This is a genomic window from Micromonospora sp. CB01531 (assembly GCF_001905095.1).
In the GTDB taxonomy this organism is placed as follows: domain Bacteria; phylum Actinomycetota; class Actinomycetes; order Mycobacteriales; family Micromonosporaceae; genus Micromonospora.
In genome coordinates this window covers 63,478-78,414 of the sequence record NZ_LWLS01000002.1, presented here as the reverse complement: position 1 = coordinate 78,414, position 14,937 = coordinate 63,478, and the positions used below count along the sequence as shown (strand labels likewise).

The 14,937-nt window shown below is 71.7% G+C and carries 16 protein-coding genes; 9 read left to right on the top strand and 7 right to left on the bottom strand.

Annotated features, from left to right (window positions below):
- Positions 1 to 100: 100 nt before the first annotated feature.
- Together A6A27_RS02860 and A6A27_RS02855 are read right to left on the bottom strand one after the other, a co-directional pair.
- The gene (locus A6A27_RS02860) at positions 101 to 526 is read right to left on the bottom strand and encodes a VOC family protein (RefSeq protein WP_241825046.1); all 426 of its coding nucleotides are present in this window, start codon (positions 524 to 526) and stop codon (positions 101 to 103) included.
- A 250-nt stretch (positions 527 to 776) separates the two neighbouring features.
- On the bottom strand, positions 777 to 1,424 hold the full coding sequence (locus A6A27_RS02855; RefSeq protein WP_073832779.1) for a MerR family transcriptional regulator: 648 nt from the start codon (positions 1,422 to 1,424) through the stop codon (positions 777 to 779).
- Positions 1,425 to 1,503: 79 nt separating this feature from the next.
- Here A6A27_RS02855 and A6A27_RS02850 point away from each other — a divergent pair, with 79 nt between their 5' ends.
- The 3 genes from A6A27_RS02850 (at position 1,504) to A6A27_RS02840 (ending at position 2,932) form a co-directional block, all read left to right on the top strand.
- On the top strand, positions 1,504 to 2,025 hold the full coding sequence (locus A6A27_RS02850) for a DoxX family protein (protein ID WP_073832778.1): 522 nt from the start codon (positions 1,504 to 1,506) through the stop codon (positions 2,023 to 2,025).
- 31 nt (positions 2,026 to 2,056) lie between these two features.
- The gene (locus A6A27_RS02845) at positions 2,057 to 2,473 is read left to right on the top strand and encodes a hypothetical protein (RefSeq protein ID WP_073832777.1); all 417 of its coding nucleotides are present in this window, start codon (positions 2,057 to 2,059) and stop codon (positions 2,471 to 2,473) included.
- A gap of 117 nt (positions 2,474 to 2,590) precedes the next feature.
- Complete coding sequence (locus A6A27_RS02840) at positions 2,591 to 2,932, top strand: VOC family protein (RefSeq protein WP_073832776.1); 342 nt, start codon at positions 2,591 to 2,593, stop codon at positions 2,930 to 2,932.
- A 72-nt stretch (positions 2,933 to 3,004) separates the two neighbouring features.
- Here the strand turns inward: A6A27_RS02840 and A6A27_RS02835 are convergent, their stop codons facing one another.
- Together A6A27_RS02835 and A6A27_RS02830 are read right to left on the bottom strand one after the other, a co-directional pair.
- Positions 3,005 to 4,579 carry an MFS transporter gene (locus tag A6A27_RS02835; protein ID WP_083672382.1) on the bottom strand — a complete coding sequence of 525 codons (1,575 nt, stop codon included), beginning with the start codon at positions 4,577 to 4,579 and terminating at the stop codon, positions 3,005 to 3,007.
- Positions 4,580 to 4,724: 145 nt separating this feature from the next.
- Complete coding sequence (locus tag A6A27_RS02830; protein ID WP_073832775.1) at positions 4,725 to 5,228, bottom strand: hypothetical protein; 504 nt, start codon at positions 5,226 to 5,228, stop codon at positions 4,725 to 4,727.
- Positions 5,229 to 5,897: 669 nt separating this feature from the next.
- Between A6A27_RS02830 and A6A27_RS42750 the strand changes: the two genes are divergently transcribed.
- The gene (locus A6A27_RS42750; protein ID WP_198940167.1) at positions 5,898 to 6,053 is read left to right on the top strand and encodes a hypothetical protein; all 156 of its coding nucleotides are present in this window, start codon (positions 5,898 to 5,900) and stop codon (positions 6,051 to 6,053) included.
- Between the two features lie 43 nt (positions 6,054 to 6,096).
- On the opposite strand, the gene A6A27_RS02825 is transcribed toward A6A27_RS42750, so the two are convergent.
- The 3 genes from A6A27_RS02825 to A6A27_RS02815 form a co-directional block, all read right to left on the bottom strand.
- On the bottom strand, positions 6,097 to 8,358 hold the full coding sequence (locus A6A27_RS02825) for a DUF4153 domain-containing protein (protein ID WP_073832774.1): 2,262 nt from the start codon (positions 8,356 to 8,358) through the stop codon (positions 6,097 to 6,099).
- A gap of 200 nt (positions 8,359 to 8,558) precedes the next feature.
- A complete protein-coding gene (mgrA, locus tag A6A27_RS02820) occupies positions 8,559 to 9,548 on the bottom strand; it encodes an L-glyceraldehyde 3-phosphate reductase (RefSeq protein WP_073832897.1) in 990 nt (329 codons plus the stop codon).
- Positions 9,549 to 9,586: 38 nt separating this feature from the next.
- Positions 9,587 to 10,039 carry a GNAT family N-acetyltransferase gene (locus A6A27_RS02815; RefSeq protein ID WP_073832773.1) on the bottom strand — a complete coding sequence of 151 codons (453 nt, stop codon included), beginning with the start codon at positions 10,037 to 10,039 and terminating at the stop codon, positions 9,587 to 9,589.
- A 65-nt stretch (positions 10,040 to 10,104) separates the two neighbouring features.
- Here A6A27_RS02815 and A6A27_RS02810 point away from each other — a divergent pair, with 65 nt between their 5' ends.
- The 5 genes from A6A27_RS02810 (at position 10,105) to A6A27_RS02790 (ending at position 14,933) form a co-directional block, all read left to right on the top strand.
- Complete coding sequence (locus A6A27_RS02810) at positions 10,105 to 11,073, top strand: aldo/keto reductase (RefSeq protein ID WP_073832772.1); 969 nt, start codon at positions 10,105 to 10,107, stop codon at positions 11,071 to 11,073.
- A gap of 5 nt (positions 11,074 to 11,078) precedes the next feature.
- On the top strand, positions 11,079 to 11,576 hold the full coding sequence (locus tag A6A27_RS02805) for a hemerythrin domain-containing protein (RefSeq protein WP_073832896.1): 498 nt from the start codon (positions 11,079 to 11,081) through the stop codon (positions 11,574 to 11,576).
- Between the two features lie 138 nt (positions 11,577 to 11,714).
- Positions 11,715 to 13,013, top strand: coding sequence for a sensor histidine kinase (locus A6A27_RS02800; protein WP_083672381.1), 1,299 nt, complete (start codon positions 11,715 to 11,717; stop codon positions 13,011 to 13,013).
- Positions 13,010 to 13,660, top strand: a complete 651-nt coding sequence (locus tag A6A27_RS02795; RefSeq protein WP_073832894.1) for a response regulator — start codon at positions 13,010 to 13,012, stop codon at positions 13,658 to 13,660. Before A6A27_RS02800 ends, A6A27_RS02795 begins: the two co-directional genes overlap by 4 nt.
- A gap of 73 nt (positions 13,661 to 13,733) precedes the next feature.
- Positions 13,734 to 14,933 (top strand): hypothetical protein, encoded by a 1,200-nt coding sequence (locus tag A6A27_RS02790; protein ID WP_241825042.1) that lies wholly within the window; start codon positions 13,734 to 13,736, stop codon positions 14,931 to 14,933.
- Positions 14,934 to 14,937: the final 4 nt, after the last annotated feature.

The following is a 14,937-nucleotide window of genomic DNA, read 5'->3' as shown; positions in this document are numbered from 1 at the left end:
CGGGACCTGGACCAACACCACCTCGAAGCTGAACCACTACGGCGATGACTTCGACGAACCCCGCTGGATCGTCGAGGATACACAACCCCTTTGCCGGCCTTCAGCTGAGCTGCTCGGCCAGTCCGACGATGATGCCCTCGGGGCCGCGGACGTAGCAGAGCCGATAGATGTCCTCGTACTGCACCACCTCGCCGACGAGTTCGGCGCCGTGGGTGCGCAGGCGGGCAACGACGTCCTCGATGTCGTCGACGGCGAACATGACGCGACGAATGCCCAGCGTGTTCGCCGGCGCGTCCGTCGGCTCGGGGCTGATTGCCTTCGGCGTGTGGAACATCGCGAGTTCGATTCGACCGTGGCCGTCCGGGGTCCGCAGCATCGCGATGTCCTGTCGGACGTCGTCGATCCCGATGACCCGCTCCACCCAGCGTCCCTCGACTGGCGCCTTGCCCTCCAGCTCCATGCCAAGTTCGACGAAGAACGAAATAACAGCGTCAAGGTCGTTGACAACGATGAGGACGTTGTCCATCCGCTGGATCGTCATGCCGGTTCTCCTTGGTGTGGTACGGCCACGGTGGCCGCGTCCGCCCCTGAGACGGAGTCGCCAGGCCGTTCTCGACATCCTTTGCAACATCTTCTTCGGGAACCTGTTGGCGCGGCCGGGATCTGGCCACGTATCTGCTCTGCCTCCTCAGGCGGCGCGCCACCAGCCGGCGGCGATGGCCTGATCGTGGTCTGGGTGGCGCCTGGTGGCTCGGCGAATGTTCATGGCCGGCCCGCTACTGACCGGACGCGGACGCCGGGCCCAGCAGGCGGGCGGAGATGCTTTCCTGGGCCAGTAGGCGCAGCGCCGCGATGAGTGTTTCGCCGAGGACGGTGCCGATCACGACGCTCTCGGCGATCTGGTCAGGGTCGGCGTGCGACGTGACCGCCGCGAGTTCGAGCTCGGTGAACCGTTCGACGGCTTCCGCGTACGCGTCGAGGTGACCGGCGAGGCTGTCCTGGCCGAGCGCGCGCAGGGCGGTGATGGTTTCGACGAGTGTTGCAATGGCGGGCGCGTCCGGCTCGACGGCCCAGCCGCGCCGCGCTATGAGTTCCCGCACCTGTGCGGTGGCTGCGGCGCGTACGTCGTCGTCGGCGGTCACCTGACGGTGGGGCGTGATAGCGCGGTGCACCGTCCCGATCCGTTCGTGCAGCGACATGGTTTCGGAGTCGAACGCCTGCAGGACGACCTTCACGCTGGCTACGGGGACCTGGGCCAACTCGATCAGGGCGCGAATCAGGCGCAGCCGGCGCAGGTGCCGCTCCCCGTACCTGGCCTGGTTGGGGCTGGTCAGCTCGCCCGGCGGGAGCAGGCCTTCCCGTAGGTAGTACTTGATCGTCGGCACGGCCACCCCCGACCGGCGACTCAGCTCCGCGATACGCATTTGCCGTCCCCTTCGTCTTCATGGATAGTATCAGTATCCGTAAGCGGACAGCGCCGCTATCCATCGGGATGGGAACGCCATGATCGAACTCGTGCTCGCCTCCGCTCTGCTGATCTTCCGCCTCCTGGGCGCACTCGGCGTGCGCCGATTCGCCAGCTGGCCGGCCAGTACGGCGCACGCCCTCGCGATCATGCTGGTCGTCACCGCGAGCGCCCACTTCGTTCCGGCGAGCGTCACCGCGATGCCCAACCACGCCGACCTGGTCCGGATGGTGCCGCCGCTCGTGCCGTTCCCCAGCGCGGTGGTGTACGCCACCGGCGTACTGGAACTGCTGGGCGCCCTGGGCCTGGTGTTGGCGCGGACCCGGTGGGCCGCGGGCATCGCCCTCACCGCGCTGTTCGTGCTCCTGCTCCCCGCGAACGTGTACGCCGCCGTCGCGGACGTGCCGTTCAACGGAGGCGAGCCGACGCCGCTGTGGCCGCGCCTTCTCGAACAGGCCCTCTACGTCGCCGTCGCCGTCTGGGTGACGCGAACGGCGGACAGCACGGCGGTTAGGCGCCTCCTGCGCCCGGCCCGCCCCGCCGCACCGGCATCTCACTAGACCCCGTCACATCCGACCCGAAGGAGACCTCGTGCAGACCCTGGCCCTCAGCACCGAGTCGCGGATCATCGCCGGAGCGGTGCTGCTCACGATCGTCACCATCCAGGTGGGCGGCTGGTTCATGACCCGGATCGCCCGCGGCGAGGTGCCGATGACCGACTTCCAGAAGTCCTTCGCGCGTGCCGGCCATGGTCACGCCGGCGTGCTGGTGCTGCTGAGCCTGGTCGCGCTGCTCTATGTGGACGCCACCGGTCTCAGCGGAGTCTTCTTGTGGATCGCACGGCTCGGCGTGCCGGTCGCCGCGATTCTGATGTCGGCGGGATTCTTCGCGTCGTCCGCCGGAAGGAACGTCACGGCACCGAACCGGTTCGTCTGGGTGCTGTGGGTGGGCGCGCTCGCGCTCGCCGCGGGGGTGGTGTGTCTCGGCGTCGGGCTGCTGACCGCCTGACCGTTGCGGAGCCGGCCGGCACCCACCCCGGTGCTGGCCGTCCGTACGCGCGTCTTCAAGGTCAGCACCTAGATCTCTAATCGCTCGGCCGCGGTCAGAGAGCCCTAGCATGAGCTGATGACCGTAGATCTTTTCGCGGGGATTCCCGTCCGCGACTACACCGCGGCGGCGGCCTGGTACGAGCGGCTCCTCGGCGTCCCGCCGTCGTTCCTGCCCAACGACACAGAGGCGGTGTGGGAGCTCGCCGACCACCGGTACGTGTTCATCGAGGTGCGGCCCGAGCATGCCGGGCACGCCATGCACACCGTCTTCGTCGGCGACTTCGACGCCCGCATCGCCCAGATCGCCGAGCGCGGCCTGGAGCCGGCCGAGCGTGAGACCTACGCCAACGGCGTCCGCAAGGCCATCTTCCGCGACCCGGACGGCAACGAGATCGGCTTCGGCGGCGCGCCGGCCTGAGTGTGGGCCGACATGGCCGGGAAGTTCGTGCTGATCTTGGCGTGGCCGTCGATCCCTACCCGCGCGGGCCGGTCACCCCTGCGAGGGTGAGACGAAGTCCTTTCCGCGAATCAGGAGGAAGGACAGGATCCCGGCGACGATGCTGACGATCGCCGCGAACAGCAGGATGTCGTTCAGGGCGCCGGCGAAGCTGCCGCGGGCGATCTCGACGAGCAGACCGCGCTGCTGCGGTGGGACGGTTGCGAACAGCCGGCTCACGCTGCCGTTGCGCAGTGCTGTCGCGATTTCGGCGCTGTGCGGGGCCAGTGGGGTGCCGGCAGTTCGGGTCTGCACCATGGCGGTCAGCCGGTTGGCGAGCAGGGTGCCCAGCAGTGCGACGCCGGTGGCGATGCCGACCTGGCGGAACGTCAGATTGATCCCGGACGCCATCCCGGAGCGCCTCGGCGGTACGACCCCGACCGCCGTGGAGGCCAGCGGCGGGTTGACGAACCCGATGCCGATGCCCGTCGCGATCAGTCCCGGGATCAGGTGGGTCCACGACGAGGTGGCGGTGAGGCCGCGCATGAGCAGCAATCCGACGCCGATTAGCACCAGCCCGGGGCCGACGAGGGCGCGGACCGGCACCTTCGCGCTCAGCCGTCCCGCCACGCCGCTGGCGACCAGCACGCCGATCGAGAGGAGAAGCAGCCGCAGGCCGGTCTGCAGGGCGGTGTAGCCGAGCACGTTCTGCAGGTAGAGGATCAGGTAGAGCAGCATCGAGAAGATGCTGAAGGAGACGCCGAACGCGGCGATGTCGCCACCGACGAAGGTGGCCACCCGGAACAGTCGTAGATCGAACATCGGGTCCGCGGTGCGGGCCTCGATCACCAGGAAGGCCACGAGCAGTACGGCGGCCGCGGCGAAGCAGGCGATCACCGGTGTCGCGGTGAAGCTGCTGCGTCCCGCTTCGATGAGGGCGTAGACCAGGCAGGCGAGTGCCGCGGAGAAGATCACGAAGCCCGGCCAGTCCGGCCGCGCGCCCTGCTCGTTGCGTGACTCGACCACCTTGCGCAGGGTCAGGGCCAGCGCGACGACACCGATGGGCACGTTGACGAAGAAGATCCACCGCCAGGACAGGCTCGACACCAGCGCGCCACCCACGATGGGCCCGACGGCGACGGCGACGCCGGCCAGGGCACCCCAGATACCGAAGGCCGTGCCGCGTTCGGCGCCGCGGAAGGCGTTGGCCAGCAGGGCCAGCGAGACGGAGAACATGATGGCCCCGCCGATGCCCTGCAGGCCGCGGGACAGTTCGAGCATGAGCGGGGACTGCGCGATGCCGCACAGCGCTGACGCGGCGGTGAAGACGACCAGGCCGATCACGTAGAGCCGGCGGCGGCCGTACAGGTCCGCCAGCGACCCGGCGGTCAGCAGGAGTGCGGCCAGGGTCAGCGCGTAGGCGTCGACGACCCACTGCACGTCGGAGAAGGACGCCCCCAGCGACGCCTGGATGTCGGGCAGCGCGACGTTCACGATCGTCAGGTCGAGCAGCAGCATGAACGTGCCCAGACAGACGGCGGTGAGGGCCCACCATTTCGGGTCGGCCCTTGACGGGGAGGCCCCGTGGGCACCTGAGCTGGCGGTGCCGGGCCGGCTCGGCTCGGTCATAGCCCGGATGCTACCGACGGCTTCGTACCCAAATTCACGTTTGGGCCATATGTACTGGTGGGGATGCCTCCCGGCGGCGGGCCAAGCGAGACACCCTGGTGCGGGGACAAGGCCCCCCACCAGGGTGTCTGTCACTTCTCAGGCGTCAGCAGCCACAGGTGTAGTACAGGATGTCCCAGTGGTTGCCCTCGTCGGTGTAGAGGTTGCCCGACGGGGCTCGCCACTGGTAACCCCAGCCCGATATGTAGCCCACGTATGTGTAGGAGCGGGAGATGTAGTTGTAGACGCAGGTCGTCTTGGCGATGTCGACTTTGTAGCCGTTCCAGTGGCTGTAGGTGCCGCCGGCGTGCCCGGTCTCGGTGCCGCCGGTGATGGTGATGGCGCAGCCACTGGCCCGCTTGAACGTGATGATGCCGTCGATCGTGGCCTGCCGGATTCCCTCGAACGAGGTGCACGTCGGGTTGTTGCGGTCGCTGCAGTTGCCGCTGGAGACCCAGCTGATGCCGGCGGCGCGCAGCTGGGAGGTGGCGCTGGCGTGGCTGATCGCGAAGGCGGGGGTGCTGAAGCCGAGGGCGGTGCCGATGGCCGCGACGCCTGCGAGGAGCAGGGTGAGCATGCGGCGGCGCACTACACGACGGGTCGTTGACATGGCATCTCCTGAATCGCAGCAGGGGCAGATATTTGCGAAGTGGAGGCCGGCCCGTGAAATTTCTACCATGCATCGACGTCTATGGATAGATGTGCGAGCTGTCGGGCACCTCACGCGAAGTCCTCCAACTCGATCTGACCAGCGGAAACTTCCCCTCAAACCCGGTGCCGATCGACCGGCTCGAGTTGCCCTCGACCGGGTCTCGAGCGGCGTTCAGGACGCTTGACGCCGCATGCGGCGTCAAGCCACCGGCACCGACCGTCGCCTGTGGAAGAGCCGACCAGCTGACCTGCGGGCGGACCGGACGGTGACCAACGGCCGCACGCTCCGCGGTGACGCGGACGGCAGGCGCATCGGGTGTCCGGCGGGCATCGCCAACCTCATGATCAAGGACACATGTTCGTGTTCGGCGACTTCGGCCGAGCCAGCGCCGTCGCGGTCGTCCTCCTGCTGGCCATCGTCCCGATCATGGGCTTCAACATCCGTAAGTTCCGTGCCCAGGAGTCGATCAGATGACCACGGTCGCAACGCCCAAGGCGCCCGGCACCCGGGCAGCAGCCACCCGCAAGCCCGCCCGGCCTCGCCGCCGCCGGGTGCTGCACCTGGCGGTCCTCGCCCTGATGGTCATCTGGGCGGTGCCGACGGTCGGCCTGCTGGTGAACGCTGCCGATGACCGCGGCGATCGCGAACCTGGTCAACTCCCTCGACGGCGGCTGGTACCTCGGCGCGGCGGCGCTCGTGTCGATGGCCCTGCCGCTGGCGGTCTTCTCCGGCCTGCAGTGTTACTTCGTCCGCGGCATCGTGGGCGGCGCGGTCAAGGGCTGACCCGGGCCGGGGCCGGGCCGAACTCGCACCCGGCCCCGGGGCGTCAACGGGTGCCGCGGGTCTTGGGCAGGTCGAACTGGTCGGCCTTGCGGCAGTCCTTCTGCCCGCCGATCGCGGCCGGGCCGAGCCGGTCGAGTTCCTGCCGGGCCCGGAACCGGCCCAGGTTCCACGCGTACCAGGGATCGGACTCGGCCAGGTCGTCGGCGATCCAGCTCAACGTGCAACGGCGTACCGGATCGGGGAGCTTGGCCAGGGCCGGGGTGGCGTCCGCGGAGAGCGCCCGCAGGTACCACGCGTCGATCTTCCCGGTCTGCTCATACCGCAGGATGTTGCGCCGCGCGGCGTAGTCCTCGGGGTTGAGCACCGCCAGGCCGAGCAGCATCGCCACGGCCAGTGCCACGGTCGACCCGGGGATCCAACGGCCCTGCCACCGGACGCCCGCCGCCAGGATCATCACGAAGACCACCCCGAGCAGCAGCTCGAACGCCATCACGAAGATCCGCTCGCCGGTGAAGCTGTAGACCTTCTGGTAGGTCCACATCCGTGACAGCGCGGACACCACGATCACCACGCTGAGCGCACTGAGCAGGCCCAGCAGGACGCGCAGCAGGGTGCGTTCGACCGGACGCTCCCGGCTGGCCCACCGGCTCACCGCGGCCAGCACGGCCAGGGTCAGCAGGGTGACGAAGAGCAGCTGCCAGAACCCGCTACGGGCGTACTCGGAGTAGCTCAGCCCGGCGACCTTCTGCACGTGCCGCTGCCCGCCGAAGAGCACGGTGAACTGCACGACCACGAAACCGACGAAGAGCAGCGTCAGCGCCCCGATGGCCGGGGCCCACTCCAGCACGCCGAGCCGGCGGTTGCTCGGCTTGTCCACCGTGGACAGGTCGGGCGGAGCGGCCAGGGTGTAGACCGCCGCGACCGCGATCAGCCCGCCGACGGCGGCCAGGAAGATCCCGCGGAACAACGCACCGGCATCGGTCTCCGGGACGGTCGCGCCGATGAGCTCGGAGAACGCCGCGTCGGCCGAGGCGAGCAGACTGCCGAACACCAGCAGCACCAGCACCGTGGCGACGACCGAGGCGGCGACCCGGCGGACCTTCCCGGCGTCCGGGGAGGCGGTGATGTGCCGGCGTACCCAGGGCAGGCCGCGGAAAGCCGCGAACGGTGCCGCGAGCAGGCCGAACAGGATCGAGCGGACCAACCGCCCGCCGACGATGGCCAGGGTCGCGCAGCCCAGCGCGCCGAGGACACAGAACGTCACCAGCCACCAGGCGTTGCGGAAAGCGAGCACGGCCAGCAGGACCAGGGCGGCCGCCGCCCAGCCGCCCCGGATCAGTCGGTCGGTGCGGGGCAGGTCGGCGGTACGCCGCCGCACCGCCACCAGCACGCCGAGGGTCAGCGTGAGCCAGCCGAGGAACCAGCCGATGCCGACCTGGCTCAGCGGTACGAAGAACGCGGTGCCGAGCGCGCCGGCGAGGACCGCGAGCGGGACGGCCCGCCCGGTGGCCGGCTTCGGCCCGGGCCAGTGCGTGCCGAGGAACGACGTCCGGGGCGCCGGTGGGCGGGGCGCCCAGCCGCCGTCGGGGTGCAGCACCGGCCGCGTCACGACGAACGGCGGCGGATAGCCCGGGGGCGGGGCCGCCGCGGGCGCGGCTGAGGACTGCGGGGCGATCCCGGCCGGCGACGGCGTGGTGCCCGCTGCCAGGGTGCCCTGGGGCGCCGGTCCGTCGGCTGCGTCCTCGTCAGCCGCCGGTCCGCCGGTGGCGCTCCCGCCGGCCGGCGTCCCCCCGGCCGCCGTTTCGCTGGTCGTCGTGGCGGCGTGTTCCGGGCCGGCGGGCGGGCGGTCCGCTGGGTTTACGTCGGTTGACGCGGGCGCCGGAGGGACGGCGTCGGCCGAGGTGGTCGGCTTCGACGCCGGTGCGGTGCCGGTCGTGGTTCCGGTGCCGGCCGGCACCGGCGCGCTCGCCGTGGCCTCGACGGCCGGCGGGGTCGCCTGGGCGGGCACGCCCGGCGCGGGCACCATGATCCGCGAGGCCGTTGGCTGCGCGGGCACCGGTTGGCCGTCGCCCGGCGACACCAGCGGTACGAACAGCGCGTAGCCGCGAGTGCCGGGCGGCACGGTCACCGGGATCGCCCAGGCCGGCTGGCCCTCCTGGCCGGGCCACACCATGCCGGGCGGCGCCCCGTCCACCGTGGGCATGACGAGCAGGTACGGCGTGACGTCGGCGGGGACGTCACCACCGCTCGGTCCGGTCGCCGGGGCGGTCCGGGGAGAATCTGGCGCCGATGGCGACTCGGACACGGCACGCTCCTTGATCGCTTGGTCCCGACACTGTAGGGCCCGACCCCGGTCCGCCGCCGCCCCGCACCGCCCCAGCGCCCCGGTCAGCACGCCCGGGCCGGCCGGTGAACCGCCCCTGCCGCCGGGCTGCCTCGCGGGTTGGGACCGCGCCGCGCGGCCGTCTCGCGACGGAACCTGCGGCGCGGTCCGAGACCCAGGGATCAGCCCAGGGCCCGCTCGATCTCGGCCAGTTCCTCGGCGGTGAAGTCGAGGTTGTCCAGCGCGGCCACGTTCCCCTCCAGCTGGGCTACGCTGCTCGCCCCGATGATCAGGCTGGTCATCCGCGGGTCGCGCAGCGCCCAGGCCAGGGCGAGCTGGGCCAGGGTCTGGCCGCGCCGCTCGGCGATCGTGCCGAGCGCCCGGATGGTCGCCATCCGCTCCTCGGTCAGGTCGCTCTCGTTGAGGAACACGCTGGTGCGCACCCGGGAGTCCGCCGGGATCCCGCCCAGGTAGCGGTCGGTGAGCAGGCCCTGCGCCAGCGGGCTGTACGCGATGCAGCCCGCGCCGACCTTCTCCAGCGTGTCCAGCAGGCTGTCCGTCTCGGTCCAACGGTTGAACATGGAATAGGCCGGCTGGTTGATCAGCAGCGGCGTACCGAGGTCACGCAGGATCGCGGCGGCCCGGGCGCTCTGCTCGGAGTTGTAGTTGGAGATGCCGACGTACAGCGCCTTGCCGGAGCGGACGATGGCGTCCAGCGCGCCCATCGTCTCCTCCAGCGGCGTGTCCGGGTCGAACCGGTGCGAGTAGAAGATGTCCACGTAGTCGAGCCCCAGCCGGCGCAGCGACTGGTCCAGCGACGAGATCAGGTACTTGCGGGAGCCCCATTCGCCGTACGGACCGGGCCACATCAGATAGCCGGCCTTGCTCGAGACGACCAGCTCGTCCCGGTACGGCTTGAGGTCGGTGGCGAGTAGCCGGCCGAAGTTCTCCTCGGCGGTGCCGGGCGGTGGGCCGTAGTTGTTGGCCAGGTCGAAGTGGGTGATGCCGAGGTCGAAGGCGCGCCGGACGATGTCCCGCTGCCGCTCGTACGGCCGGTCCGGCCCGAAGTTGTGCCACAGCCCGAGGGAGATGGCGGGCAGGCGCAGTCCGCTGCGCCCGCTGCGCCGGTAGGTCATCGAGTCGTAACGCTGATCAGCGGCGAGGTAGGTCACCACGCGACCCTAAGCCCTGGCGTGTGACGGGACCGCGATCAGAGGTCGTAGCGCAGGCGGGGGAGGGTGCGGCCGGTGGAGGGGGAGACGGCGGTGCCGGCCGGGACCGCGCCGACGTGCCGGTAGAACGGCTCCGCGTCCGGGTCCGCGTCGAGCCACAGCGCATGGGCGCCCGCGGCGCGGGCCGTGGCCACGGCGTGGTCGAACAGCACCCGGCCGACGCCGGTGCCGATCGCCGGCGGGTCCACGAAGAGCATGTCCAGCTCCAGCTCGGGCGGGATGCCGCCGAGCACCAACAGCCCGACCACCGTGCCGTCCCGTTCGGCCACCGCCACCTGCCGCGTGGCCACGTCCGCCGGGGTCAGCGTCAGCTCGCTGCGGCATCGGGCCAGGAACACGGCGTCGTAGCCCCAGTGACCCTTGGAACGCAGCGCCAGCTCGGTCAGCTCGGCCGCCTCGGCGGGGCGGGCGGCCCGGATGCGGAGATCCATCCGCCCATTGTTCCGCCGTGCCGGAACTGGCGTGCGGTCCCGCTTGTCCGGGTAGCTTCGGTGCCATGCGTTTCGTCCAGCTCGACACCCCCAAGCCGATCTCGAAGATCGGCCTCGGCACGTGGCAGTTCGGCTCGAAGGAGTGGGGCTACGGTGCCGACTACGAGCGCCGGGCGGCGGACATCGTCCGGCGGGCGCTCGACCTCGGCGTCACCCTCTTCGACACCGCCGAGCTTTACGGCTTCGGCCGCAGCGAGCGCATCCTCGGCGCGGCGCTCGGCGCCGATCGGGCCAAGGTCGTGGTGGCCAGCAAGATCTTCCCGGTGCTGCCGGTCGCCCCGGTGGTGCACCAGCGCGCGGTCGCCTCCGCCGCCCGGCTCGGCGTCAGCTGCATCGACCTCTACCAGGTGCACCAGCCCAACCCGGTGGTCGCCGACACCACCACCATGCGGGGCATGCGCGGCCTGCAGGACGTCGGGCTGGTCGGCGAGGTCGGGGTCAGCAACTACCGCCTGCGCCGTTGGCAGGCGGCCGAGGCCGCGCTCGGCCGCCGGGTGCTGAGCAACCAGGTCCGCTACAGCATGGTCGATCGTGGCCCCGAGGAGGACCTGATTCCGTACGCGGAGCAGGCCGGCCGGCTCGTCATCGCGTACAGCCCGCTCGCGCAGGGGTTCCTCTCCGGCCGGTATGACGCGCGGAACCTGCCGGGCGGGGCGGTCCGCCGGGCCAACGCATACTTCCTGCCGGAGAACCTGGAACGCGGCACCCCGTTGATCGCCACGCTGCGCGAGGTGGCCGCCGCGCACGACGCCACGCCCAGCCAGATCGCCCTGGCGTACGTGCTGCGCTCCCCGAACGTGGTGGCCATCCCCGGCGCCTCCGGCGTCGAGCAGATGGAACGCAACGCGGCCGCCGCCGAGATCGACCTGGCCGACGACGAGTACGCCGCCCTGGCCACCGCCGCCCGGCAGTTCCGGCCGGTCACCGGCCTGGCCGCCGTACCCAAGCTGATCCGCGCCCGGACCGGAAAGTGACCACCATGGACGACATCACCGCACTCATCCTCGACGACCACGCCGCCTTCCGTCGCGGCTTCGCCCGGCTCGACGACGCCCGCGACCCGACCGAGTTGCTGGCCATCTGGGAAGCGCTCGCCCTGCACCTGGACATCCACGCCGAGGCGGAGGAGGCCATCCTGTACCCGCACCTGGTCAAGCACGGCGATGACGGCGAGGAGGAGACCGAGGACGCCATCGGCGACCACAACAAGATCCGCGACGCCATCGACGAGTCGAAGCGCCACGAGGTCGGCTCGGACCCCTGGTGGGCGGCGGTGTGGAAGGCCCGCCGGGAGAACAGCGAGCACCTCGCGGAGGAGGAGGACGAGGCGCTGCCCGACTTCCGTCGGCACGCCGGCGTGGAGTTGCGCGCCGAGCTGGGGGCGCGCTGGCTGCGGTTCTACGGCGAGCACAAGAACGGCCGGAACCTGCCGTTCCTGGACAAGGACCCGTCGCGTTACGTGCAGGAGCACCGCTGACGGGTGTGCTGTTGCCGTGGCTCGCGGCCGACGATTCCTTAATGTTGACGCGCCTGCTGGAGCCGGGTAGTGGCCGCCTCTCGGGATCTCCCCAACATGGGGGAGTCGGCGGATGGGACGGGGCGCGAGAATGGCTGGGTGAGTCTCTGGGGGGTGCTGGGGCCGCTGGTGCGCGGGAGCACCTGGCGGCGGGCCGTGTTCCTGCTGCTCGGCGGGGTGCTCGCGCTGCCGTACGCGTTGCTCGCGGCGGCCTTCGCCCAGATGCTGGGCAACGACGACGTACCCCGGGCGGTGGTCTTCGGGCTGCTGCTGGTGGCGGTGGTGCTCGCGGCGGTGCCGGTGTTCCTCGCCGGGAGCCGGGCCCTGGAGATTGCGGCTGCGCGGGCGCTGCTCGCGGTCGACCTGCCCGAGCCGGCGGCTGGCCACCGGATCGACCGGGAGACCCGGGTACGCGCGGCGCTCTGGATCGCGCTGCACCTGCTCACCGGCGGTCTCGTGCTGTTCGCGGCGATCAGCGCCCTGCCGATGGCGCTGGTCTTCCTGGCCGGGCCGATCGGCCTCGACCCGGGCGTGAGCCGGGCCAACGGGTTCGGGCCGCTGATCGCGAACCCGGTCGGTGCCACGCTGACCGGGACGGTGCTGCTGGTCGGGCTCGGCTACGCGGTGGCCGGGCTGGGCGCGCTCGCCGCGTCGATGGCGCCGGTGCTGCTCGGCCCGTCCCAGGGCGAGCGGATTGCCGCGCTGGAGGCTCGGGCCGCCCGGCTGGCCGAGCGGAACCGGCTGGCCCGGGAGCTGCACGACTCGGTCGGGCACGCGCTGACCGTGGCCACGCTCCAGGCCGGGGCCGCCCGTGAACTGCTCGATGTCGACCCGGAGTTCACCCGGCGGGCGCTGCTCGCCATCGAGGAGACCAGCCGGCACGCGATGGACGATCTGGACCACGTGCTCGGGTTGCTGCGGGAGAGCGACGGCGGGCGGACGCGGGTCTCCACCGCACCGCAGCCCACCCTGGCCCGGCTGGACCGGCTGGTCGCCGACACCCGCGCCGCCGGCCTGGCGGTGGAGTCCCGGGTGAGCGGGGCGGTCGGGGAGTTGCCCGCGGCGGTGTCCCGGGAGGGCTACCGGATCGTGCAGGAGGGGCTGACCAACGCGGCCCGGCACGGCTGCGGCCCGGTGACGCTGCGGGTGGACGTGCCGGAGGCGACGGCTCCAGGTCGCGGCGCGGCGCCAGACGCGCCGAGCTGGAATTGCCGCTGGTTGGAGATCGAGCTGCTCAACGGCCTGCGCGGCGCGGCGGGGTCGGGGCGCGGCGGACGCGGCCTGGCCGGGATGCGGGAGCGGGTGCTGCTGCTGGGCGGGCGGCTCACCGCCGGGCCGCAGGGGGACCGGTGGCGGGTGCGGGCGTCGCTGCCGGTGCCGAGGGGGGAGACCGGGTGAGCATCGACGTGCTGATCGTCGACGACGACGAGCTGGTCCGGGTGGGGCTGCGGGCCATCGTGGACGCCCAGCCGGACCTGCGGGTGGTCGGTGAGGCGACGGACGGCGCGGAGGTGCCGCCGCTGGTGGCGAAGCTGCGCCCCCGGGTGGTGCTGATGGACGTCCGGATGCCCGCGATCGACGGTATCCAGGCGACCCGGCGGCTGCTCGCCACCTCCGCCGACCCGCCGCGCATCCTGGTGATCACCACGTTCGCCAACGACGAGTACGTCTACGATGCGCTGCGCGCCGGGGCGAGCGGATTCCTGCTCAAGCGGGCCCGCCCGAGCGAGGTGGTGGAGGCGATCCGGGTGGTGGCGGCCGGTGAGTCGCTGCTCTTTCCGGCGGCGATCCGGCAGCTCGTCGGGGCGTACGGGGGTCGGGGCGGGGACGGGTTGCGGTCGGCGCGGCTCACCGACCGGGAGGCCGAGGTGCTGCGGCTGATGGCCACCGGGCTGTCCAACACCGAGATCGCCGAGCGGCTGGTGGTCGGGGTGGAGACGGTGAAGACGCACGTCGGCAACGTGCTGACCAAGCTCCGGGTCCGGGACCGCACGCAGGCGGTGATCGCCGCGTACGAGTCGGGTTTTGTGGTGCCGACCGGTTGAGTCCCTCCGGCGGGGGAGCGGGTTCACCGTCGTACGGGATGGGCGGGTCATTCGGCCGGCCGAGGCTGGAGCCATGACGACGATCATCGATTCCCCACCCCGCCGGGCCGCCGGGACGCGCCTTCGCCTGGCCGCCCCGCTCGCCGCCGCCTGGCTCGGCTGCTGGGGCCTGCTCGCCGGAGTCTCCTCGCTGACCGGGTCGGGCTACCCGTTTGGCGCCAACGACCCGCACGGCGAGGCAAGCCTGCTCCGGCTGGTCCCGGTCCACCTGGGCGCCCCGCTGTTCGCCGGGGTGCTGCTGCTCGCGGCGGTCGCGGCATTGCTGATGAGCCGCACGGGCGCGGTCCGCGGTCTGCCCCGGGTGCTGCTGCTCGGCTACGGATGGGCGGTCGCCTTCGGGCTGGCGGTGGTGGTGCCGGACGCCCGGGTGCTGATCATCCTCGGCTACCTGCCGATGTTGATCATTGGCGCGCCGTTCGGCTGGCCGCCGGTCGACTACGCCGATGTCTTCGACTGGCCGCTGCTGGCGAGGTGCTGCGCGTTGGTGGGCGCTGTTCTGCTGGCCGGGGCGCTGTTGGTCTGGCAGCGGCGTACCGCCGGGGCCTGCCCGGCCTGCGGCCGCGACGACGACGAGCGGGGCTGGACCTCGCCCGCGGCGGCCGCCCGCTGGGGGCGGTGGGCCGCGTACCCGGCCGTGGTCATCCCGCTCTCCTACGCGGTGGTCCGGTTCGCCTGGGCGGCCGGGATTCCGCTGGGCATCTCCGGGGACTTCCTGCGGGAGTTGCGGGACAGCGGTGCGGTGTGGGCGGGCGCCGGCCTGGCCGCGTTCGCCACCATCGGCGCGATCCTCACCCTCGGCCTGGTAAGGCCCTGGGGTGAACGGTTCCCCCGGTGGATGGTGGGGCTGGCCGGGCGGCGGGTGCCGATCACGTTGGCGGTCGTACCCGCGGCGCTTGTCGCGATCTCGGTGACCGCGGCCACCCTCGGGCTGATCAGTCTCCCCAAGTTCTGGGAGATGAGCGGCGGGCTCAGCCTCACCACCGCACCGATGCTGCTCTGGCCGCTGTGGGGGGTGGCGCTCGGGGCGGCGACGGTGGCGTACCACCTGCGCCGGCGGAGGGCCTGTGCCCGCTGCCGACGGCCCTGGCCCGGCCCGGTCCCCGCCGCCGCTGACCGTGCCGGGTCAGTCGGTGACCCTTCGGGATCAGCCGGTGACCGGGTCCGGATCATCGGCGCCGGCGAAGACGGGCGATTGGTCATCCGGCCGCGCTAGCGTT